General features: G+C 43.3%; 19 protein-coding genes. 5 read left to right on the top strand and 14 right to left on the bottom strand.

Going from position 1 to position 21,941, the window contains the following annotated elements:
• Positions 1–99: 99 nt before the first annotated feature.
• Positions 100–1,290 (bottom strand): class I SAM-dependent methyltransferase, encoded by a 1,191-nt coding sequence (locus JKJ11_RS08830; protein WP_252038019.1) that lies wholly within the window; start codon positions 1,288–1,290, stop codon positions 100–102.
• A 150-nt stretch (positions 1,291–1,440) separates the two neighbouring features.
• Between JKJ11_RS08830 and yccX the strand changes: the two genes are divergently transcribed.
• Positions 1,441–1,716 carry an acylphosphatase gene (yccX, locus tag JKJ11_RS08825; RefSeq protein ID WP_236109869.1) on the top strand — a complete coding sequence of 92 codons (276 nt, stop codon included), beginning with the start codon at positions 1,441–1,443 and terminating at the stop codon, positions 1,714–1,716.
• Between the two features lie 4 nt (positions 1,717–1,720).
• Here yccX and JKJ11_RS08820 read toward each other — a convergent pair whose 3' ends face one another.
• From JKJ11_RS08820 to JKJ11_RS08795, 6 genes are all read right to left on the bottom strand, one after another.
• Entirely contained in the window at positions 1,721–2,050 is a 330-nt protein-coding gene (locus tag JKJ11_RS08820) for a TusE/DsrC/DsvC family sulfur relay protein (protein ID WP_124939737.1), read from the bottom strand.
• 148 nt (positions 2,051–2,198) lie between these two features.
• The gene (locus JKJ11_RS08815) at positions 2,199–2,861 is read right to left on the bottom strand and encodes a Bax inhibitor-1 family protein (protein ID WP_038230452.1); all 663 of its coding nucleotides are present in this window, start codon (positions 2,859–2,861) and stop codon (positions 2,199–2,201) included.
• A gap of 217 nt (positions 2,862–3,078) precedes the next feature.
• Positions 3,079–3,828: an amino acid ABC transporter ATP-binding protein gene (locus JKJ11_RS08810; protein ID WP_031496112.1), complete on the bottom strand. Its 750-nt coding sequence runs from the start codon at positions 3,826–3,828 to the stop codon at positions 3,079–3,081.
• Positions 3,829–3,849: 21 nt separating this feature from the next.
• Complete coding sequence (locus tag JKJ11_RS08805; RefSeq protein ID WP_006074563.1) at positions 3,850–4,947, bottom strand: amino acid ABC transporter permease; 1,098 nt, start codon at positions 4,945–4,947, stop codon at positions 3,850–3,852.
• Between the two features lies 1 nt (position 4,948).
• Positions 4,949–6,151, bottom strand: coding sequence for an amino acid ABC transporter permease (locus JKJ11_RS08800; protein ID WP_124939736.1), 1,203 nt, complete (start codon positions 6,149–6,151; stop codon positions 4,949–4,951).
• Between the two features lie 70 nt (positions 6,152–6,221).
• Complete coding sequence (locus tag JKJ11_RS08795; protein ID WP_006074559.1) at positions 6,222–7,250, bottom strand: amino acid ABC transporter substrate-binding protein; 1,029 nt, start codon at positions 7,248–7,250, stop codon at positions 6,222–6,224.
• Positions 7,251–7,707: 457 nt separating this feature from the next.
• Between JKJ11_RS08795 and JKJ11_RS08790 the strand changes: the two genes are divergently transcribed.
• Positions 7,708–8,646: a siroheme synthase gene (locus JKJ11_RS08790; RefSeq protein ID WP_006074556.1), complete on the top strand. Its 939-nt coding sequence runs from the start codon at positions 7,708–7,710 to the stop codon at positions 8,644–8,646.
• Between the two features lie 41 nt (positions 8,647–8,687).
• On the opposite strand, the gene JKJ11_RS08785 is transcribed toward JKJ11_RS08790, so the two are convergent.
• Positions 8,688–9,170 (bottom strand): YajQ family cyclic di-GMP-binding protein, encoded by a 483-nt coding sequence (locus JKJ11_RS08785; RefSeq protein WP_006074555.1) that lies wholly within the window; start codon positions 9,168–9,170, stop codon positions 8,688–8,690.
• Between the two features lies 1 nt (position 9,171).
• Complete coding sequence (locus JKJ11_RS08780; protein WP_006074554.1) at positions 9,172–10,236, bottom strand: 3-deoxy-7-phosphoheptulonate synthase; 1,065 nt, start codon at positions 10,234–10,236, stop codon at positions 9,172–9,174.
• Between the two features lie 261 nt (positions 10,237–10,497).
• Between JKJ11_RS08780 and JKJ11_RS08775 the strand changes: the two genes are divergently transcribed.
• Both JKJ11_RS08775 and JKJ11_RS08770 read left to right on the top strand, forming a co-directional pair.
• On the top strand, positions 10,498–11,409 hold the full coding sequence (locus JKJ11_RS08775) for a putative PEP-binding protein (RefSeq protein WP_006074553.1): 912 nt from the start codon (positions 10,498–10,500) through the stop codon (positions 11,407–11,409).
• Positions 11,410–11,535: 126 nt separating this feature from the next.
• Positions 11,536–12,015, top strand: coding sequence for a PaaI family thioesterase (locus tag JKJ11_RS08770; protein WP_006074551.1), 480 nt, complete (start codon positions 11,536–11,538; stop codon positions 12,013–12,015).
• A gap of 36 nt (positions 12,016–12,051) precedes the next feature.
• Here the strand turns inward: JKJ11_RS08770 and JKJ11_RS08765 are convergent, their stop codons facing one another.
• A complete protein-coding gene (locus JKJ11_RS08765) occupies positions 12,052–13,401 on the bottom strand; it encodes a hypothetical protein (RefSeq protein ID WP_252038018.1) in 1,350 nt (449 codons plus the stop codon).
• Positions 13,402–13,513: 112 nt separating this feature from the next.
• On the opposite strand from JKJ11_RS08765, the gene JKJ11_RS08760 reads away from it, so the two are divergent.
• A complete protein-coding gene (locus tag JKJ11_RS08760; protein ID WP_006074547.1) occupies positions 13,514–14,353 on the top strand; it encodes a CvfB family protein in 840 nt (279 codons plus the stop codon).
• 282 nt (positions 14,354–14,635) lie between these two features.
• Here the strand turns inward: JKJ11_RS08760 and rsmF are convergent, their stop codons facing one another.
• The 4 genes from rsmF to JKJ11_RS08740 form a co-directional block, all read right to left on the bottom strand.
• Positions 14,636–16,054 (bottom strand): 16S rRNA (cytosine(1407)-C(5))-methyltransferase RsmF, encoded by a 1,419-nt coding sequence (gene rsmF / locus JKJ11_RS08755; protein ID WP_252038017.1) that lies wholly within the window; start codon positions 16,052–16,054, stop codon positions 14,636–14,638.
• Between the two features lie 112 nt (positions 16,055–16,166).
• Positions 16,167–18,803, bottom strand: coding sequence for a PqiB family protein (locus JKJ11_RS08750; RefSeq protein ID WP_198557843.1), 2,637 nt, complete (start codon positions 18,801–18,803; stop codon positions 16,167–16,169).
• A gap of 8 nt (positions 18,804–18,811) precedes the next feature.
• Complete coding sequence (locus JKJ11_RS08745; RefSeq protein ID WP_252038016.1) at positions 18,812–20,062, bottom strand: paraquat-inducible protein A; 1,251 nt, start codon at positions 20,060–20,062, stop codon at positions 18,812–18,814.
• 39 nt (positions 20,063–20,101) lie between these two features.
• Complete coding sequence (locus JKJ11_RS08740; protein ID WP_006074541.1) at positions 20,102–21,898, bottom strand: ABC transporter ATP-binding protein; 1,797 nt, start codon at positions 21,896–21,898, stop codon at positions 20,102–20,104.
• Positions 21,899–21,941 lie beyond the last annotated feature (43 nt).

Genomic DNA, 21,941 nt, shown 5'->3' with positions numbered 1-21,941 from the left:
GTCTTATTTTTGAGACAGCTCAATCAAAAAAGCCATTCTTTTCGAAAAAAGAATGGCTTAGAAAATGATGTAGAGTCTTGACTCTAAAGTGCTTTAGGTCTAGAGGACTTTACAAGCAAACCCTTTCAAGTAGAAGCCTTCCGGGTAAGCGGTATCTGTTGGGTGGTCTGCGGCTTGTTCAAATCGTTCTACAAACTTAACAGAACGGTTAGCATCTACAGCGGCGTCTGCGATTATTTTTTGGAATAATGCGCCGTCCATTAATCCTGAGCAAGAGTAAGTCAAAAGGGTACCACCGGGCTTCAAGATCTGCATTGCTAGCATATTGATATCCTTGTAGCCGCGACAAGCGCCATTGAGTTGAGCTTTCGATTCGGCAAACTTTGGCGGATCCATGATAACTACATCAAACTTGGTTCCTTGATCTCGGTATTCACGCAATAACTTGAAGACATCTGCATTGAGGAACACCGCTTTTTTCTTCTCAGTGAAACCATTCAACTCGGCATTGTGTTTCGCGGTATCAAGAGCCAGTTGAGAAACATCGGCGTTAATGACACGCTTGGCACCGCCTTTTAATGCATAAAGTCCAAATCCACCGGTATAACTGAAGCAGTTTAGTACTTCTTTATCTTTTACATACTTCTGTGCTTGATAACGGCTATCGCGCTGATCCAAGTAGAACCCCGTTTTGTGTCCGTTAATGATATCGACGCTAATTTTTACGCCATTTTCTTCAATGACGACTGGCTTTGATGGTGTTTCTCCATGCAATACACCAGTGCGTTCTTTTAATCCCTCTTTTTTACGAACCGATACATCAGAACGCTCGTAAATAGAGCATTCTGGGAAGCACTGCGTAAGTGCTTCTACAAGGGCATCCTTTTGGAATTCTGCTCCAGCACTGAGCAATTGGCAAACTAGGAAGTTTTCATAGCGGTCGATGGTAATACCCGGTAAACCATCAGACTCTGCAGCTATCAAGCGATATCCGGTCAAGCCATCTCGTTCAATTATGTCTTCCCTTAGTAACTGCGCTTGCTTGATACGGCTGACAAAAAAGCTAACGTCAATATCTTGCTTTTCAAAGCTCCATACACGTGCTCGAATCTGAGAGTTAGGGGAGTATGCAGCCTTAGCTAGCCACTCGCCATTGCTAGCGAACACGTCGACTGTTTCGCCAAGTGACGGCTGGCCGTCAACATGAGAAATACCTCTAGAGAAAATCCAAGGATGTTTGCGTCGAAGTGATTTGTCGCGACCTTTAACAAGATGAATAGCTGGAGCCATGGGATGCCTTACGAAGTTGAAACAGAGAAAAGGTTGGCTATTTTGTGTGAAGATTCAAACAAATGCAAATAGAGTTCCGTTAACCTGATTTAGAAACTGTATAGATGAACTAAAATCAGCTTAGCACGCTGTTCATGCAGGAGAGAAGATATGACTCAAATTTGTCAGAAGGTTGTTGTGAAAGGCATGGTTCAAGGAGTAGGGTTTCGTTACCACACTTGTCATGAAGGGTTAAAATTGGGACTGACTGGGTATGCTAAAAACTTATATGATGGCTCGGTTGAGGTGGTTGCATGTGGTGATCAAACTAAAGTTGAAGCTTTGTGTGAATGGCTAATGCAAGGCCCAAGGACCGCAACGGTTGATTCGGTGACCAAAGAGCCTTGTGAACAAAGTACTGTTTACAGTGGTTTTAAAATTCTCTGAGTACTTATAAGCACTTTGCAGGCTTTGGTAAACCTGCAAGTTTTGTAGCTTGCTTTGCCGGGCCTTTTTTGAACAGCTTGAAAAGATATTTACTGTTTCCTTTTTCCGGACCATGTGCCTTTTCCATTGCTTTTACCAGCATTCGTACCGCTGGTGAGGTGTTAAACTCCACATAAAAGTCGCGAACAAACATTACAACCTCTAGATGTGCATCGGTCAGTTCAATACCTTCCTCTTGTGCTAGAGTTTCGATCATCGCAGGCTCCCAATCTTGATGATTGAGCAAATACCCTTCGGCGTCAGTTTCGATGGTTTTACCGTTAAATTCAAACATGTTTTTGATCTTGTAATTGAAACACGTGGCAAGGTTAGCTTAGTTACACGCTTTTTTTCAAGAGTGGTAGGGTGGTTTTAATCAGTATTTAGATACAAAAAAAGCCCAAGAACGTGTCTTGGGCTTTCCTTAACATCCAGCGACTTGATTAGTCGTCGTTCATAATACCTAGGATAGATAGTAGGCTGATGAAGATGTTGTAGATAGAGACATACAAGCTTACAGTTGCAGAGATGTAGTTAGTCTCACCGCCGCGAACAATTTGCTGAGTTGTAAGCAAGATAACGCCTGTTGAGAACAGGATAAACATTCCGCTCATCGCTAGGTATAGCATTGGCATTTGTAGGAAGATGTTTGCAACCATACCTACCAACAGCACAACGAAACCAGCTAGAAGCATACCGTTAAGGAACGATAGGTCACGTTTGGTTGTTAGTGCGTAAGCCGACGCGCTTAAGAACGCTAGAGCAGTACCACCTAAAGCGGTCACAATAACATCGCCCATACCAGCGCCAACATAAGCGTTAAGGATAGGACCGATTGTGTAACCTAGGAAGCCAGTAAATAGGAACGTAAATACCAAGCCCATGCTGTTGTTGCGGTTCTTTTCAGTAAGGAAAAGCAAACCGTAGAAGCCAACCAGCATAATAATCAAACCTGGGCGAGGCAGGTTCATAGCCATAGAAAATGCTGCAACGACCGCAGACCAAAGTAGCGTCATAGATAGCAGCGCGTAAGTATTTCGCAATACTTTGTTAGTTTGCAGTACACTCGCTTGAGATGAACTGCGAGATACCATAGGATCGTTCATAATCTTCCTCATAGATGATTGTCTTTACTTATATGACTATTTATGGGGCTGTTTGTTCGAAAAATCAAGTCCACAAATACAAGTCATTGAACAAAATCATAATAAAAATAATTGGTTAAGTGTGTAGTAAGTTGTAACACGATATTTCTACGTTGCAAATGGCAAAACAATGTAAAAATGGCGACTTAAAAAAGTCGCCATTTCTCATCCAGAGCAATCAGTGATGAAGTATCTGACTTAGGAAGTTTTGCGTTCGATCTGATTGCGGATTTTCAAAGAAATCAACAGGATTGTTCTCTTCGATTATCTCCCCGGCATCCATAAATATCACTCGGTCGGCAACCTCTTTTGCAAAACCCATTTCGTGCGTTACACACAGCATGGTCATTCCTTCCTCTGCGAGTTCTACCATTACGTCCAGTACTTCTCTAACCATTTCTGGGTCGAGAGCTGACGTTGGCTCGTCGAACAACATAACCTGCGGGTTCATACACAATGAGCGAGCGATAGCTACGCGTTGCTGCTGTCCACCAGATAGCTGACCAGGATATTTGTCAGCTTGATCTGGGATTTTAACGCGCTCAAGATATTTCATCGCAATGGCTTCCGCTTCTTCTTTTGGCATCTTTTTGACCCAAATAGGAGCAAGCGTGCAGTTCTCCAGCACCGTGAGGTGAGGGAACAAGTTAAAGTGTTGGAAGCACATGCCCACTTCACGTCTCACCGCTTCGATGTTTTTCAGGTCTTCAGTCAATTCGTTACCAGAGACAAAAATGTGTCCTGCTTGATGCTCTTCTAATCGGTTAATACAACGAATCATCGTTGACTTACCTGAACCGGAAGGGCCACAAATTACGATTTTTTCACCCTTTTTAACGTCAAGGTTGATATTTTTCAGTACGTGAAACTCGCCGTACCACTTGTTCATGTCCTTTAATTGGATCATGTAATCTTCTTGTTGCGTCATAATACGTCCTCGAATTTCCGTTTATCGTTTGTGACCGGTATGCAGCTTGTTCTCTAGCCAAATCGAGTATCTCGACATGCCAAAACAGAACACCCAGAACACTAACGCGACAAATACATAACTTTCCGTAGCAAAACCAAGCCACTCGGGGTCGGTGTTTGCGGCTTGACCAATACCCAGTACATCAAACATACCAATGATGAGTACTAGACTGGTATCTTTAAATAAACCAATGAAGGTGTTTACGATTGAAGGAATGGTAATCTTAAGTGCCTGCGGTAGCACAATAAGCCCCATTTTTTTCCAATAAGTAAGACCTAACGCGTCTGCTGCTTCATATTGGCCCTTTGGAATAGCCTGTAGACCACCACGAATAACTTCCGCCATATAAGCCGCACTGAACATGACAACACCAATCAATGCTCTAATCAGCTTGTCAGTTTCTACACCTTCTGAGAAAAATAACGGCAGCATTACCGACGCCATAAACAGAACAGTGATAAGCGGAACGCCACGCCATACTTCGATATAAACAGTACAGATACTGCGAATAATCGGCATCTCTGAACGTCGACCTAATGCTAACGCTACACCAATAGGTAGAGAGACGATAATACCCACAAGAGCAATGATCAGTGTGACAAGTAGACCACCCCATTTGTGTGTTTCTACGACTTCAAGCCCAAACACACCACCGTATAAGAGGCCAGCGGCGATGAAAGGATAGATGTTGACGAAGAACAACCAAATCCATAAACGTTTAGGCGTTCGTTCATAAGCAAGCAAAGCAACGAAAATTGCCAGAGTTGCGTAGAACAGGCGAGGGCGCCATAACTCAGCTTGAGGATAGAAGCCATACATGAACTGTTCCCAGCGAACGCTGATAAACACCCAGCACGCGCCTTCTCTCGAACAAGCGTCGCGAGTGGTACCAACCCAATCTGCTTTGAGAATAGCCCAATCGAACACATACCAAAGTAGAGAGATAGCAAAGTAGCCTAAAACAATCGTTAGTAGAGAGTTAACTGGGCCATTAAATAGATTCTTTCGTAACCAACCTACCACACCAACAGTATTGGCTGGCGGCGGAAGGTCCGGTTGAAATTGATGTTGTGACATATTACCTCTCCACCAATGCAACTTTCTTGTTGTACAAGTTCATCAATGCAGACGTCACCAAACTCAAGGTTAGGTAAACGGCCATAGTCATTGCGATGATTTCAATGGCTTGTCCAACTTGGTTTAACGTAGTACCAGCGAACACAGATACTAAATCTGGGTAACCTATCGCCATAGCTAAAGAAGAGTTCTTTGTCAGGTTAAGGTATTGACTGGTAAGTGGTGGAATGATGATCCTCATTGCCTGAGGAATAACGACCAGTTTTAATGTGCGAGATTTAGGTAATCCAAGAGACATTGCTGCCTCGGTTTGACCGTGGTTTACAGCATTAATGCCTGAACGAACGATTTCAGCAATGAAGGAAGCGGTATAGATACTTAAAGCAAGAGTCAAAGCCGCAAGCTCAGGAATAATACTGATACCACCTTTAAAGTTGAAGCCTTTAAGAACGGGGTAGTCTGCCGTGATAGGCATGCCCATAACAAAAAATACAACAACAGGAAGGACAACGATTAAACCCAAACCAATGCGAAACATTGGTGTTTGTTGACCAGTAAGCTTTTGTTTGTTCTTAGCCCAAATATTAATAATGATGGTCGCAATAATACCGAGTATAAAAGCGCCGATCACCACGCTACTGCCTTCTCCAAACACTGGAGCAGGGAAGTAAAGGCCGCGAACATTTAAGAAAATAGCTTCACCTAGGCTCATACTTTGACGAGCGGAAGGTAAGGCTTGAAGGACCGCAAAGTACCAGAAGAAGATCTGTAACAATAAAGGAATGTTTCGGAAAATCTCGATATACACTGCAGCAAATCGACTAACTAGCCAGTTAGAAGAAAGTCGAGCAATACCGATGACAAATCCGAGAACAGTAGCTAACACAATGCCTAGCACAGAGACTAGCGCCGTGTTTAAAAGCCCCACAAAAAAGGTTCGGCCATAAGAAAAGGTTTCGTCATACTCGATAAGAGTAAGACCAATTCCAAAGCCTGCTTCTTGGTTTAAGAAATCAAAACCCGTTGCGATACCTCGAGCAGCTAGATTGTTTAACGCATTGTTAACGATCGTATAGAAAAAGAGTCCTAAAGCGAGAACGGCGATAACTTGGAAAACAATAGAGCGGAAGGTGGGGTTGTATAGTAGATTTGCGCTTTTCGCAGGTTTGTTCTGCGGTGCGACTTGAGTCGTAGTAGGTTTCATACAGCTATAACCTCAAATCCTTTTAAAAAAAGGGCGGATGAACCGCCCTTATTTGAGCACTTAATAGTTATTAGCGGATTGGTGGCGCGTACATGAAGCCGCCAGCATTCCATAGTGCGTTTACGCCACGTGAGATTTGAAGTGGTGAACCTTCACCAACTGTACGCTCAAAACTCTCGCCGTAGTTACCTACTTGTTTAATGATTTGGTAGCCCCAATCATCACGTATACCTAGGCCTTTACCTTTAGGACCATCAACACCAAGAATGCGCTTGATGTTTGGATCTTTAGACTTCAGCATTTCATCTGCGTTCTTTGACGTGATGCCATATTCTTCAGCGTTCACCATTGCTGCTAGTGTCCACTTAGCGATGTTGAACCATTGGTCGTCGCCTTGACGTACTACTGGGCCAAGAGGCTCTTTAGAAATGATTTCTGGAAGAACGACCGCTGAACTTGGATCTTGAAGGTTTAGACGAAGTGCATACAGACCAGATTGGTCAGTTGTTAACACATCACAACGACCTGAGTCGAAACCTTTTGACGTTTGAGCTGCAGTATCGAATACTACTGGCTTGTATTCCATACCATTGTTACGGAAGTAATCAGCTAGGTTCAGCTCAGTAGTGGTACCTGATTGAACACAAACAGACGCGCCGTCAAGTTCTTTAGCGCTAGAAAGACCTAGATCTTTCTTAACCATAAAGCCTTGACCATCGTAGTAGTTAACACCAACGAAGTTTAGACCTAGTGCAGAGTCACGGTGTAGAGTCCATGTAGTGTTACGTGATAGTACATCAATCTCACCAGATTGAAGTGCAGTAAAACGTTCTTTCGCAGTCAATGGAACGTATTTAACTTTGGATTTGTCACCCAATACCGCAGCAGCAAGAGCTTGGCAGTATTCTACGTCAATACCTTCCCACTCACCTTTTGAGTTAGGGTTAGAGAAGCCTGGAAGACCAGTACTAACGCCACAGGTTAAAACGCCAGCTTTAGTGACTTTGTCGAGAGTGCCGTCAGCAGCAGATGCTGATGTACTCATCATTGCAGCAGATGCCGCTACTAAAGAAGCAATAAGAGTGAGTTTCTTTGCCATTGTGTATCCTTCCTGTTATTTCCGTGTAAATCAGGTCCAGCCTGAATACAATGTGCTAGTTATTGTTGTGTTGCATCATAAGTCGTTAAAATTGAACTGATTTGGTGCAATTTGTAACGACCGTTTAAAGCGTAGATAATGATTTGTGATTTCTCAAATTATTAATTTAAATAGTGTTTTGAGTTGCCACATACGTCTAAACAGTAGTTAGAATGACGAAATGTGATGATTTTGTAAATAGTGCAGCTTGGCACCAAAAGGGTGCTTCAGAGAGTGGTATGTTATATTTGTGTTAAATTAACATAATCAGTCGTTTTATTGATTTTGGTTCAAATTTTTGACTAATAAACATTAAAAATTCAGTGAAAAATTGTTTTGTGACCAATGTCTCGGTGACAAATATGCACCGTAATGGTGAATATGAATGAATAGTTATTTCGTTTAGAAAAGGAAATTTATGCGTTACTTTCCACTGTTTATGGATTTACTAGATCGACCAGTTTTGGTCGTAGGGGGCGGAGAGGTCGCGTGCCGAAAAGTGGATACTTTAACGAGAGCAGGGGCTCGCGTAACGATAGTATCACCTCAACTAGAGCCTTACCTTGATGATTTAGTCGAGCAAGGTAAATGTTTATGGGTAAAGCGTTTCTACGAAGCTGAGTTAATGCATCAGGACTTTGTGCAAGTTTGGGCGACAACTGATAACCCAGAACTTAACCATCAGGTGCATAAAGATGCTAAAAAAATGGGTATTTTGGTAAATGTCGTTGATGATACCCCGTATTGCGACTTCATTACTCCATCGATAATCAATCGCGGCCGCGTTCAAATTGCCATATCAAGTGGTGGTGCCTCGCCAGTTTTAATTAGAGGTATTCGAGAAAAGCTTGAATCCATACTTCCCATGAATACGGCTCAGCTGGCGGATTTTGCCGCAAGCAAACGTGGTGATATTAAACAGCATTTCGCTACCGTTGATGAGCGACGCAAGTTCTGGGAGTTGTTTTTCAACGAACCTAGGGTAGTGGAATGTAAGAATAATCATGAACTTGAGCTCGCCTATCAACAGCTCATAAACAGTGACGCAGAGTTTTCCAATGCCTGTACGTGGATCAAGTTTGGTGTTGACCCTGAACTCCTGCCTATTAAAGCACTAAGGATTATGCAAGAGGCTGAAGTGGTGTTCTTTGACAAGAGTTGTCCATTCGGATTTGTTGATTTAGTTCGACGGGACGCAGAGCGCATCGAGTTTCAAGATATCGCACAAGTCTCTCAAGACATTCAGAAACGCAAAGCAAACAAAGAACGTATAGTAGTGTTTGTAGACCCGCAATCTTCATCACATAGGCTTCTAAAAGAGGGCGATGAGGAAATTGGCTTGGCGCAGATAAAATAAAAGGGCGTTAACGCCCTTTTAATCAAAACGACTAACTCGAGTTAGTCGCGGAAGTTATTAAACTGGAATGGTTGACCTAGTTCGCCAGTCTTAACTAACTGCATAGTTGCTTGCAGGTCATCGCGTTTCTTACCTGTTACGCGGACTTTGTCACCTTGAATCGCGACTTGAACTTTAATTTTCGAGTCTTTTACAAGTTTCACGATTTTCTTTGCAACGTTGGTTTCGATACCTTGCTTGAACAATACGGTTTGGTGCCATTGTTTACCTGATTGTTCAGCCGTTTGCGATTCCATCGCGTTTACATCAACGCCGCGCTTAGTCAAGTTACCACGCAAAATATCGCGCATTTGCTTAAGCTGGAAATCGCCTTCACATGAAAGTTTTACGGATTCATCGTTTTGAGAGAACGATGCTTCGACGTTCCTAAAATCAAAACGCGTCGCCAGTTCACGGTTTGCATTGTCTACAGCATTACGCAGTTCTACTGTGTCGATTTCTGAAACAATATCAAATGACGGCATGTTAACCTTCCTTCTCGTTACGTTGTTTTACAGCATCAGCAAGAATGTCTAGCATTTGAACGGTATCATTCCAACTAAGGCAAGGATCTGTGATTGATTGTCCATAAGTAAGGTTATGGAGATCTTCCATGCTCTGGTTACCTTCTTCTATGAAGCTCTCAGCCATGATGCCTGAAATCTTATTGGAACCAGAGATGATTTGACCAGCGATGTCTTTCGCAACGTCGAGTTGCTTACGATGTTGTTTTTGGCAGTTTGCATGACTGAAGTCAACAACTAGGCGAGCTGGCAAGTCAAATGATGCTAACTGCTCGCATGCTTTCTCGATAGACGCTTGATCGAAGTTTGGTCCTGTGTCTCCACCACGTAGAATCACGTGGCCATATGGGTTACCACTGGTGCGGTATACTGTCATACGGCCATGTTTATCTGGTGAGTAGAAATAGTGCTGTGCTCTCGCGGCGCGAATCGCATCAATTGCAATTTTGATGCTGCCGTTGGTACCGTTTTTGAAACCAACAGGGCAAGATAAAGCTGAGGCCATTTCTCGGTGAATTTGCGACTCAGTAGTACGTGCGCCAATTGCGCCCCAAGTGATAAGGTCGGCGATGTATTGGCCCGTAATCATATCTAAAAACTCAGTTGCTGTAGCCAAACCAAGTTTGTTGATATCTAGAAGCAAACCACGAGCTTTGTTTAAGCCAGTCTCAAGAGCATAAGAACCATCAAGATTGGGATCAGTAATTAAGCCTTTCCAGCCAACAACAGTGCGTGGTTTTTCAAAGTAGGTACGCATGACGATAAATAGTTCGTCTTTATACTTGTCTTGAATTGCACTTAAACGCTTAGCGTAGTCTAGTGCAGCTTCAGTATCGTGGACTGAACAAGGTCCTACGATGCAAAGAAGACGATTGTCTTCTCCGCTTAAAATACTTTCAATTTGACGGCGAGAATTAGCAATGCGCTCTGCAACGTCATCCGTGATTGGGTGATTCGTACTCAATTCTGACGGAGTCGGCATTGGACCTAATGCCTGTGTTCTTAGTTCATCTGTCTTTAATGGCATGGTGCAGCCTGCAAATTTATTACGAAGCGGTAAAGATAAACGAAATGACAGTTAGAATAAACCTCTAATCCGGAGATAACCGTATCATTTGCATTGATTCGCCCTTCATAAAACACACATTGGTTAAATTAGAATCAAAGTTTGGCTTTATCCTCGTGCTACAAAAATAGTGGTCACATTTAATTAAAAGGAATCCCTTGTATTCATTGGCGGGAGTCGGTATTTTTCCTTTAAAGCAAATAACAACAGCACGGAGCAGCAATGGGGTACGACACTATCCAAACTGGCCAAGAAGAAGCCGAATCAACAACCAACCTGAACCTTGGAAATGTACTGCCTAGTTTTGGCGAGCAGCAGCAACCTGCTACCCATCTTTATGTATCTATTTCTGAGCTCATTATGGAAAAGATATTCTTTCACCCCAACTATGCCTCAATGGTTGACTCTCTCGATACCGTAGAGCTCGAGGCAATAAATGCTATCTTAGGTGAGCAAAGTGCTTCGGAGTTTTTTGTTGAGACGTTAGTGAATGCAATTAAAGCGGCGAATATTGCTTCTTACGACACCGTACGTCTTGAACTCAATGATGCAAATAGCTACGAGATGAGTGCTCTACTAGGTGGAGGCGCGGAACCTGATGAGGTGAACCCTTGTCTGGGACTTCGTGGTGTCTCTCGATTTGCTTCTGACGCTTATAAAGCGTGCTTTGCGCTTGAATGCGAAGTGATAAAGCGTTTGAGAGCTGACGGTATTAATGTCGAAATCGTTGTGCCTTGCGTACGTGCCTTGAGTGATGCCGCTAAAATCATTGATCGACTCGCTGAGCAGGGTTTGCCACGAGGCCTTAATGGTCTAAAAGTATTGTTTGCTTGTGACACTCCTTCTGCAGTGCTGCTGTCTGAGCGTTTGCTTCAGTATTTCGATGGATTGGTAATTAAAGTTGAGAGCTTGACTCAATTGACTTTAGGTGTTGACATCAATCAAGAAGAACTAGTTCATCTATACGACCCCCAAAACGAAGCGGTACTAAAGCTAATTAAAGAAGCGGTTGCCGCCTCAAAAGAAGCGCGAAAACCGGCTCTACTGACAATTGGATCACTCGACGATTATCCAGCCCTTAAAGACTTCATTTCTGAACTGGGTAGAATCGACGTATATTCCACTGCAGCTTAATTACGGCGGCGCTACAGTGAAAGCTCCTGTCTTCTTACGAAGTTAGGAGCTTTTTATTAACAAAATTTTGACATCTTCGTAGCTTTCTAGTTTACTGGTCAGACAAGTATGAATGAGGGAAGTCGTATGTTATCGCCGTTACAAAAGGCTAATTTTTACCTTAACGCGTTTGGGTTTATGAAGGTGCCGTTAATTTGGTTATGCCGTCCAAAATTACTGGAACTGAACGAAGAAAAGGTCGTAATTAATATTCCATTAAGGCGACGTACGAAGAACCACTTAAACAGTATGTATTTTGGCGTGCTTGCGGTTGGTGCTGATGTTGCCGGCGGATTTATGGCGATGAACAAAGCGCAAAAACGCGGTAATAAAGTGTCGTTGGCATTCAAAGAGGTCGAAGGCAAATTTCTAAAACGGCCAGAAGCTGATGTTCAATTTGTTTGCTCTGACGGAAGGCTTATTGATGAAATGTTGGACGAGACGATAAGAACGGGAGAGCGTGTGAACAGACCGGTAAAGATTACCGCCATCTGTCCATCACTACATGGTGACGAACCAATGGCGGAGTTTTCTTTGGTCTTGTCATTAAAAGCTAAGGCAGCGTAACCTAGCAAACCAAACTGTGTACTCAAACTTTTAGTACTACAGTGGGATTTGTTCTATATCGACAATTTTCGAACGGCTGAGCACAATTTTCCAACGATAGTAAATGGGTTCGTTACCATGGTTGTGCTCCTTCACAATCAGATTGAGCAAGTGACGTTTTTCTAACGATTCTTTCACTACTTGACCGTCTTGAAGCTTATAAAAGCGGTTGTTGGATTTATCCATCAATCGCGTCAGCGCTCGGAAGTTAATATTAATGACTTCACGAGTCTGATCATAACCACTGGTAAATTTAGAGGTCGCCATGTCGGTTAGTGAGCGATAGTGCAAGATTTCTTCTTCTCTTTGAACCACACGCTTCTTGCGAATAGACTTAATTCTATCTGGCATCTTTTCGAACGTTGTGTAGTCCAACCACTCAATTTTCCTGCCCACGTCTTTCTTTGTAGTTGCATCGATATAACGTCTGCGCCACTTAGGTTTTCCTCTTTGTATCCAGCGCCACATAATATCGCGTAGGTCATCTTTAAATACTTCACGCAATGCGTAGATAACAGATAGTACAAGAATAAATGAAGCGGTAATCTCGCCCAGATAATCGCGTGCCAATATGACCGCGGACGTTACGAATAACATCACCAGTCCAGTCGCAGTACCTTTGATAACTCGTTTAGTATTACTGCCGACGGACGTTGACTTTTCTTGCAGTACTACAGGGTGTTCAATCAAGCGGCGCAATAATCTCATCTTGTTGCTAAGACGAGTAGGGTCTTTACGAACTTTTTCAGAGTTGTAGTTGTTAAGATTTCGATGTGCCTGTTCTTTTTCGACAATGGTAATAAGCCGATCTTTTAAAGGGGTATATGCCTTACCGTTAGGGATATAGACGACGAGTTCGAGAAACTTCTGCCCGGTATACCAAGATAAATAGTTATCAATGTTGGCATAGTGACGTTTAAGGCTTTCTTCATAAGGAATCGAACGGCGCATCTTCTTAAGAATATCGAGAGCGAGTTCAATGACTTCATCTATTTCATCTGCGGTGACATCTTCCTTCGCCGTTTCTTTTAAGGTTGCAACTGCTTTATCGAGGGCAATAACATATTGGTAGGCGAATAGACTCAAACTGACGCGGTATTGAGTATTAGAAAGGCGTCCTCGCTTTGCTAATCGCGAGTGAACGAGTGGCAGAAGTGTTTCATTACTGTAGTAAGCTCGCTTTTGCGAAATTGAATCGTAGTAGAAATCTGTTTCGGATACTAGATGTGACTTCATCCCTAGTTCGTTTGGGATGAATAAGTAAACATCTAAATCTAATCTTTTTGAATTTGCCATCACGTGTGCAATTTTGAGTGTAATGGCGTCTTGCTTGTCGACGGTGATCAAACAACTTCTCCGTGTACTTTGATAACGTTAAGCATATCAGAACCAAGGTAAACTAGCATCTTAAAGCGAGTCAGGTATAATCGCGCCAATTACCCCAATAGAGATAAACACAATGATTAACGTAGGTCGTATCAACCAGCTAGAAGTAACAAAAGAAGCGGATTTTGGTTGGTTTTTAGACGGAAAAGATTACGGTTCAATTTTATTAACCAAGAAGCACGCTCCTGAGGGTGTAGCGGTTGGTGATGTTGTTGATGTTTTTCTCTATTTTGATGCGGACAACCAAATTGCTGCAACCACAGAAAAACCAGTTGCACAAGTTGGCGAGTGGGGCCTGATGAAAGTTGAAGGCGTAAATAGCATCGGCGCATTTGCCAGTTGGGGAATTAAAGAGAAAGACTTACTTATTCCTTTTAGCGAACAGCGTGGTCGCCTGTCAGCAGGACAAACGATCCTGGTTTACGTGTACACCGACAAAGCATCCGGCCGTATCGTTGGTACCACGAAATTCAACAAGATTTTAGACAATACACCTGCACAATATACAAAGAACCAGCAAGTTGATTTGCTCATCGCTGAACGCAGTGACTTGGGCTACAAAGCGATCATTAATGGTGAACACTGGGGAATGATTTTCCCTTCGGATGTATTTGGTAAGTTGTTTATCGGTAAGCAGTTGAAGGGCTTTATCAAACAAGTTCGTTCTGATGGTAAGATAGACTTGACGCTTCAAAAAGTGGGCGTTGCAAAAATGGATGATTTAAGTGAAAAAATCCTAAGTCTACTAGAGAAGAAAGGTGGCTTCTTACCATTGAGCGACAAATCTACGCCTGAAGCGATTTTTGCCACCTTCAAAACCAGTAAAGGTACATATAAGAAGAGTATCGGTGGTCTATATAAGCAAGGTAAGATCAGTATTGATAAAGATGGTATTCGTCTGATTCAAGACTAATCAAAACTAACGATAAAACTTCAGACCAAAAAGAGGCCCAAAACTGATCCTGATTTGGGCCTAGGGGAATGGCTCATGGAGAGCCTACGCTAACTGTTTTAAACAAACCTGCATTCAATAATGCGTCGCTATGCTTCTTTATGTCAGTGCTTAGAATCTTTACTTTAAACGGCTATTGCGTTTAATTGCCTATGTGTTGATAACCTTTAAAGTGTAGTACAGAACAGGAAAAAAGCGATGTGACAAGCGGTTTTAGCTAGCTAAAACCGCTATGTATTTGGCTTAAAACAGGTTTTTGTCGCGCACCAACTCTCTTGGAAGGCCATTCTTTACTCTATTTCCAACCCATTTACCCAAACCAATAATAAAGCCGTTATAACTAACGAACACTTCGCCTTTGCCAGATAAGCCCTCAGGCCTTACGTCTCGACCCATAAACCACTCTCTTGCGTCCTCTTTAGATAGGGGAACAGCGGCTGTTTCAGTATTAGTCAGAGCAGTAGCGACTTGATGTTGCCAGCGATAACCTTTTTTATGTTGTTCTGCGATTTTGATACCCATGCGCGAGAAACGAAACTCTCCCAACATTGGTTCTAGCGCTTCTGGGAATAACCAAATGTCATTGTCACGCTTCCATAACGTGCTGTGTTGTGGAAGAGAGGTTCCCATAGTTTGCTGTAGTTGAGTGACAACGTCACTTGATTCTTTTCGAGTTAATGGTTGAAAAGGAAACTTACCTAGTCGCTTCTTTACTGTTGGAGCAGGGTAAGCTGCTGTTTTCTTAAATTTGGCAATAAAGAAGCCTTCACTGTCGTAAGTTTGCGGGAAAACGTGCAGAAACCCTTCTTGTGTTGTCGCTTTCTCTGCATCAGGGAACAGCTGTTGCAATGACGTGATTTCAACAGCATTTCCAAAAGTTTGTGTGAGATGAAGAGCAACCTGTTGGTTTTCTTCTGGACTTAAAGCACAAGTAGAATAGACCAAGGACCCACCTACTTTTAGGGCGTGAAATGCACTTTCAATAAGGTCTTTCTGGGTTTGTGCAATATCTTTGGTAGACGCTAGGCTCCAGTTTTTCATCGCATCGGCATCTTTACGAACGGTTCCTTCCCCTGAGCATGGTGCATCTAAGAGAATGGCATCAAACTGTTCGGGCAACCATCCGCCAAACACGCGAGCATCGTAGTTACTCATTGCAACATTACTGACTCCGCAGCGTTCGATATTGGCGTGCAATACTTTAACGCGGCTAGCGGCAAACTCATTCGCTACCAAAACCCCTTCGTTATTCATTAATGCGGCAATCTGAGTCGTTTTTGAGCCGGGAGCGGCGGCCATGTCCAAGACGGCCTCAAATTTGTCATCACCACAAAATAAAGCGCTAGGCGGCAGCATAGAACTGGCTTCTTGAATATAGAATAACCCGGCCATATGCTCTGCGGTGTTGCCAAGTGGTACGGTGCTTTCGTCTGCATCAATCCAAAATCCTTCTTCACACCAAGGGATGGTCGTTAATTCCCACCCATTTGCCAGTGCTTTGTTTAAAAAGTCATCAATTGAAATCTTAAGGGTATTAACGCGAATACTCTTTCTTAAGGGTCTTTGACAAGCTGCGATGAAGTCTTCCATGTTGAGAGTGCTAGGGAGAAAATTTTCAACATGTCTTAAGAAGTCTTCTGGGAGGTAAACATTGGCGTGCAAAATGATGCCTTTCGATAGCTGTGTTTATTTAGCAGCGAATTATATACCCAGCGGTAATCAAAGCAAATAAAAGCCCGCTATTGCGGGCTTAGGAAAGGCGTCTTTTGTTCGATTAAGGAGTAGGGATTGGCGTGCGCCATTTTTTCCAGTTTTCTTCTGCAGAGGTGTTTAAATAAAACGACTGTCCGGCCTCTGCTTGAGGTTGAAGCTGTTTCCCTTCTGGAGTAGAGAACGTAATCCCTCCTCGAATCAGGCTATCAACAGTACCTGCCTTGATGTTAGCGCCCGAGAGGCCAATTTGCACATCTAAACCAGACACATTCCAAAACACGCTATTAGAACGGACTAAATACGCATAGTGCGGATCAATTTGAATGGTGGAGATGACACGGTCAGCGAATGTGCCAAGCTCGACGTCAGTGACACGACCCACTTCAATGTCTCGATAGAGGATTGGTGTTCCAGGCTTAATTGAGCCACGAGTTTCACTTTGTAGCGTAAACTCAACGCCGTTTTCTACTTTAGGAAAATCGTTAAGATCGAAAACCTTAGAGGCTTTTCCTTTACCCGGCTCTACGGCTATATATTGACTAACAATAGCGCCTAGGTTCTTCACACCGTTAAGACCGATTTGCGGTTTCACCATCCAATAATAGGTGCCTGATGTAGTTAATTGATTGACATACTCCGGCAGAATTCTTGCGATTACTTCAACACGCTCTTTATCGAAATCTGGAACGGTAAGCATCACTTCACCAACTTTTACCCCTTGGTATTTTAGCGGCATACCTTTACTGACTTGTTGGTCTGATGTCGTGGTATAGAGAGTAATAGACTGACCAAATTTACGAGCTGAGTTGAAGTCCTGATATAGTTTCCAGTTCTTGCCAGTTTTGTTGTCGATACCCGGCATGCTATCAAATGCGATACCGCCGTCGATAAGTGTTTTGAGTGGCGCAGCTTTAACACTGATCCCAGATAAAGAGGCTTCAACTTCAACACCAGAGCGGTTCCAAAATACCGTTTGCGGTGTAACGAGGTGCTTGTATTTGTTATCGATGCTCGTTTGAATATAGACTCCGCCATCGGTCAATGAATAGTTTGATACGCTACCTACCTGCATATTTCGATATAGAACAGGACTACCTTCTTGGATTGGAGGAAGCTCATTAGCGAATAGTGTCAGGCGCATTGAACCAGTTTGGTCATGTTTTGCTAACTCAGCCAACGATTTGGTTTGGAACAAGGCAAATTCTGCGCGGTCTGTTTTCGCACCTTCACTGACAAAACTGATAGAGCCTGTTAGAAGTTGTTTTGCTGGTGGGACAGTAACGTTGAGTCCCGCTTTAGTTAACTCAGCGGTAGCACTGCCTGTTACGAAAAAGCGGTTTTGCGAGCGAATCAGATCTTTGTACTCAATATCAATGGAGATATCCATTGCCACTTGGTCGTCCACCAGTTCCACGCTATTTAGCGTACCGACAGGAATACCTCTATAAAGGACGCTGCTGCCAGGCTCAAGACCAAATGAGTTCTCAGAAAGTAGACGTATAGCGATAGATTTCGCTTGAACGCGGTCGAGTTCGTCTTGTTTAACTGCTACAAAGTCACGGGCTTGTTCGCCACTTCCAGGAACGAGCGTTAAAAAGTTTCCAGTAATCAGATTTGATAGGTTTTCAACCCCAGACAATGACACTTTGGCTTCTTCCAATAAGAACAATGTGCCCTGATTGAGCATATCACTGAAGGCTGGCTCGATAGATGCTGAAGCAATGATAGAGTCTCGTTCGCCGCTTAATGCCAAATTGTTGATACGGCCGATCTCAAGGCCGCGATACATAATCGGTGACCCATTGGCCTTCAGGTTGCTGTTATCGGGTAGGGCGATGCGAATTGGAATACCGCGACCAGCGGTTTTAAGATCTTTGTACAGTCTAAAATCTGTCCCAGCTTTTACCGGTTCACCACCGTCGGGAGAGTCTACGGCAATGGCGCCTGCGAGAATAGCACTCAAGCTTTCAAGACGAATGTCGACACCTTGAAAACCAACATTAGCTCCGATGCCACTCACATTCCAAAAGCGGCTCTTGTCAGTGATGATGTGACGAAACTCGTCTTGAATAGATGCTTTTATAATTACGGTTTCAGCATCATTATCAAGTTTGAAGCTATAGACTTCACCTATTGGAATTTTCTTGTAGACAATTTTTGAGCCTACTGAAATGCCCCCTAAGTCTCTTGCCTTTAAAGTAACAGTTAACCCGTCGTTGACGGCGAGTTCTGTTGGTACTGACTCAAGAGCCACATATTTGGATTTCGCGCTATCGGATTCGGTAGCAGGGAAAATCGATATGTAGTTACCGGATACCAGAGCATCTAATCCAGAAATGCCAGATAGCGACGCGGAAGGTTTTACCAACCAAAATTTCGTGTCTTCACCCAGTAATTTGGTTGCTTCAGGATATATATCAGCATCGACATAGATGTTACTCAGGTCTTCTGACAGATTGATGTCTCGCACCATACCCACCTCTAAACCTTGATAGCGAATAGTCGTTCTACCTGCGATTAATCCTTGAGCATCAGAGAAGTAGATTTGCACTCGTTGACCGGCATCATGAACGGCTTTTGCTAATAACCAACCCGCCAAGGCGATGGTCAAAACAGGCAAGATCCAGAGAGGAGATATGCGTCGATCTTTCTTAATCTCTGGGCTATAGGATGGTTGCTGTTGATTCTCGTTACTCATTAAAGCTACTACTCAACTTTGGTTTCAGGTTGCAAGGAAGGTTTCGAATTATGTCTGTCCCACAGTAATCGTGGGTCCAATGTTTCGGCCGCAAACATGGTTAATACAACCACTATACCGAAGGCAACGGCACCAAACCCTGGGGTGAAGTTCAAAATCTGGCCACGGTCTACTAAGGTAAGCATGATTGAAATGACGAACAAATCAGTCATCGACCATTTGCCGATCCATTTAATCGCTCGGTAAATACTCATTTCGACTTTGTGATTTTTAACCTTGTCGAATTGAATGCAAAACATCAGATAGCTGAGGCCAATAATCTTAGCTACGGGTACTACGATACTCGCGACAAAGATAATAATGGCAATACCCAGCATGTCATTGTTAATAAGCGATGCGACCCCAGAAAAAATGGTATCTTCTAGGCGTTGTCCATTGGTAATTAAAATTGAAATAGGCACAAGGTTGGCTGGGAATATTGCAACGGTAGCGGCAATAAGCAGCGCCCATGTCTTCTGCATGGAGTTGGGCTTGCGATGGTGCAGTGGATTGTGGCAACGAACGCAAAACTTAGCTTCAGGTTGTGATAAATGGCATGTGTGGCAGTGGATCTCTTTCGCTTCTACTGGCAATGAGCTTTCTGCTTGCCAACTTTCCCAATAACGTCTTGTGCTTACTCGGTTCACTAGAACAATAGTAAGTACTTGTAGAATCACCAAGCTATATAGTGCATTCCCAACGTAAATATCCGAATAATCTTGGAGCTTAAAGCATGAAATAGCGACACTGATCAGGAAGACATCCAACATTACCCAGTGCTTACTGTGTGAGAGAATGCTGAGCGATATTTTAAGCGTATTGAACCAACGATACTTCAGTGCGACATGAGCAGTTATCACTGTGGCACACATAGCGAGTGGGGCAATGGTGTGACAAAACAGGGTTAACAAAGCAAGCCCTGGGTAGCCTTCCTTAATGAGGGCATAAACCCCTTCCATTAAGGTGCCTTCAATCATCATTCCTACAAGTCGGATAGTTATAAAGTCGAAATAATGAGAAGGTATAAACAGAAGTAGGCAGGTTATTGCTAGCGCAAGGTTGCCACCAATTGAGTAACTTTCGCTGCGATAGAGTTGGGTACCGCAACGAGGGCAATCAGCACTGTAGCCTTTTTTTAGGTCGACGATGTCAACAGGCAATTCACAGCATTGGCATAAACGAACTTGGGTAGGTGTTCGCGCGTGAGAACAGGCACTCATCTTTCATGACCTATCAAAGATGAGTGTGTTGCTGTGGAGCTAACTTGCTGATTGCACTGAGCCATAAAGTGTCTGATACAGTCCTTCTGCTTCGACCAATTCGACGTGCGTTCCTGATTGAGTGACTTGTCCATCTTCCAGAACATAGATGAGATCGGCCTGTTTTACTGCTGAAAGTCGGTGAGCGACGATCAATGTGGTGCGGCCTTTCAAAAACTCAGTCAATGCGGTGTGTAAAGCCGCTTCGGTAGCAGTATCGAGTGCAGACGTCGCTTCATCAAGGATGACGAACTGCGGATCGCTTAATATCATTCTAGCAATAGCGAGTCGTTGACGTTGTCCTCCGGACAACCGAATACCATTGCGACCAATTTGTGTTTCTAGACCGTCGACTAACTTGTCAGTGACGTCTTGTAGCTGAGCAACTTTGAGCGCATTCCAAATGGAGAAGTCGTCATACTCTCTGCCAAGTGTCAGATTATGCCTCAAGCTGTCATTAAAAAGTATAGGTTGCTGTAAAACAACAGCAATTTTATCTCGAATTATGTCGAAACCTATGTCGTCAGTGTTAACACCATTGAAGCGAATGATGCCACTGCGTTGTTTATAAACACCGATAAGTAACTGAATGAGCGTTGACTTGCCCCCACCACTTGCTCCCACCAGTGCGACCTTCTTACCCGCTGGGATATGCAAGTCCAGTTTATTGAGTACGTCTTTGTCTTGATCATAAGAGAAAGAGACGTTTTCAACAGCAACATCTACCTCGCGATCAGCTTTGAATGGATTGACTTTACTAATGGCGCGCGGCTCTTCTTCCAATTCGAGTAAACTGTTGATTCTTATTAGTGCGGCTTTTGCGCTATACCAAGAGAACTGAATACCTAATAATTCCTGAACAGGGCCTAACATGAACCACAAATAGCCGAAGACCGCGAAGATTTGCCCTATGGTGAGATCGCTGAATAACACCATAACCATTGCGATGGCTCTGAAAAGCTCAAATCCAATTAAGAAAAGAAGAAACGACAATCTACCTGCGGCTTCAGACTGCCACGCGTATTTATCGGCGTTACTGCGAACTTCATCGGCTTGTTCTTTGAGCTGTTGTAAGAAATCTCGCTCTCGATTAGCAGCTCTAAGTTGATAAATACCATCAAGTGTTTCAACTAGGCGATTTTGAAACTTTTCGAACGCTTGGTTTTCTTGTTTTTTTAGATGCTTAACCATTCCGCCCAATTTTCGGGAGAAATAGACGACGATTGGGTTGACCAATAGGATAAACAGGCCTAGTCGCCACTCTAACCATAGCAAGACGATAGCGGTGCCTAAAACGGTTAGGAAACTAATAATAAATTTGCTTAACGTTGAGCCAATAAATTGGTCAATGGTTTCAATATCAGTAATTAAATGCGCATTAATGCCGCCACTACCGCGAGTCTCATATTGTTTGATGCTGATACGACCGAGCTTATCTATCATCTTGCATCGGATTTTATAGGTAATGGTTTTAGAAACCAGCGTAAACTGGCGACCTTGCAGAATATTTAGACCTTGGCTGACAGTACGCATAAGAACGACGAGTACTAAGGTAAGAGCGATGTAGCCGATAGGTGTCTGCCAACTATCTAACATGATCATATTCATATACTGCAAACCAGTGGAAGGTTGGTTAAGCAGAACTTCGTCGACCATCAGTGGCATCAATAGTGGGATAGGGACGCTAATGAGTGTAGCAATAAGAGCGATAATATTCGCCGCAATAAGCCGAGACTTATGATTTTTTACTTGAGTTATTAACCAGGAACGGCTAATAGTGTCTTTCGTACTTGTCATGCTTTTGAGAATAGTTCCTATTACGATTTTGAGGCATTGTACT

This window comes from Vibrio sp. SCSIO 43133 (assembly GCF_023716845.1).
Classification (GTDB): Bacteria; Pseudomonadota; Gammaproteobacteria; order Enterobacterales; family Vibrionaceae; genus Vibrio; species Vibrio mediterranei.
The sequence above is the reverse complement of the archived record's forward strand: the minus strand, read 5'-3'. Positions and strand labels throughout refer to the sequence as shown.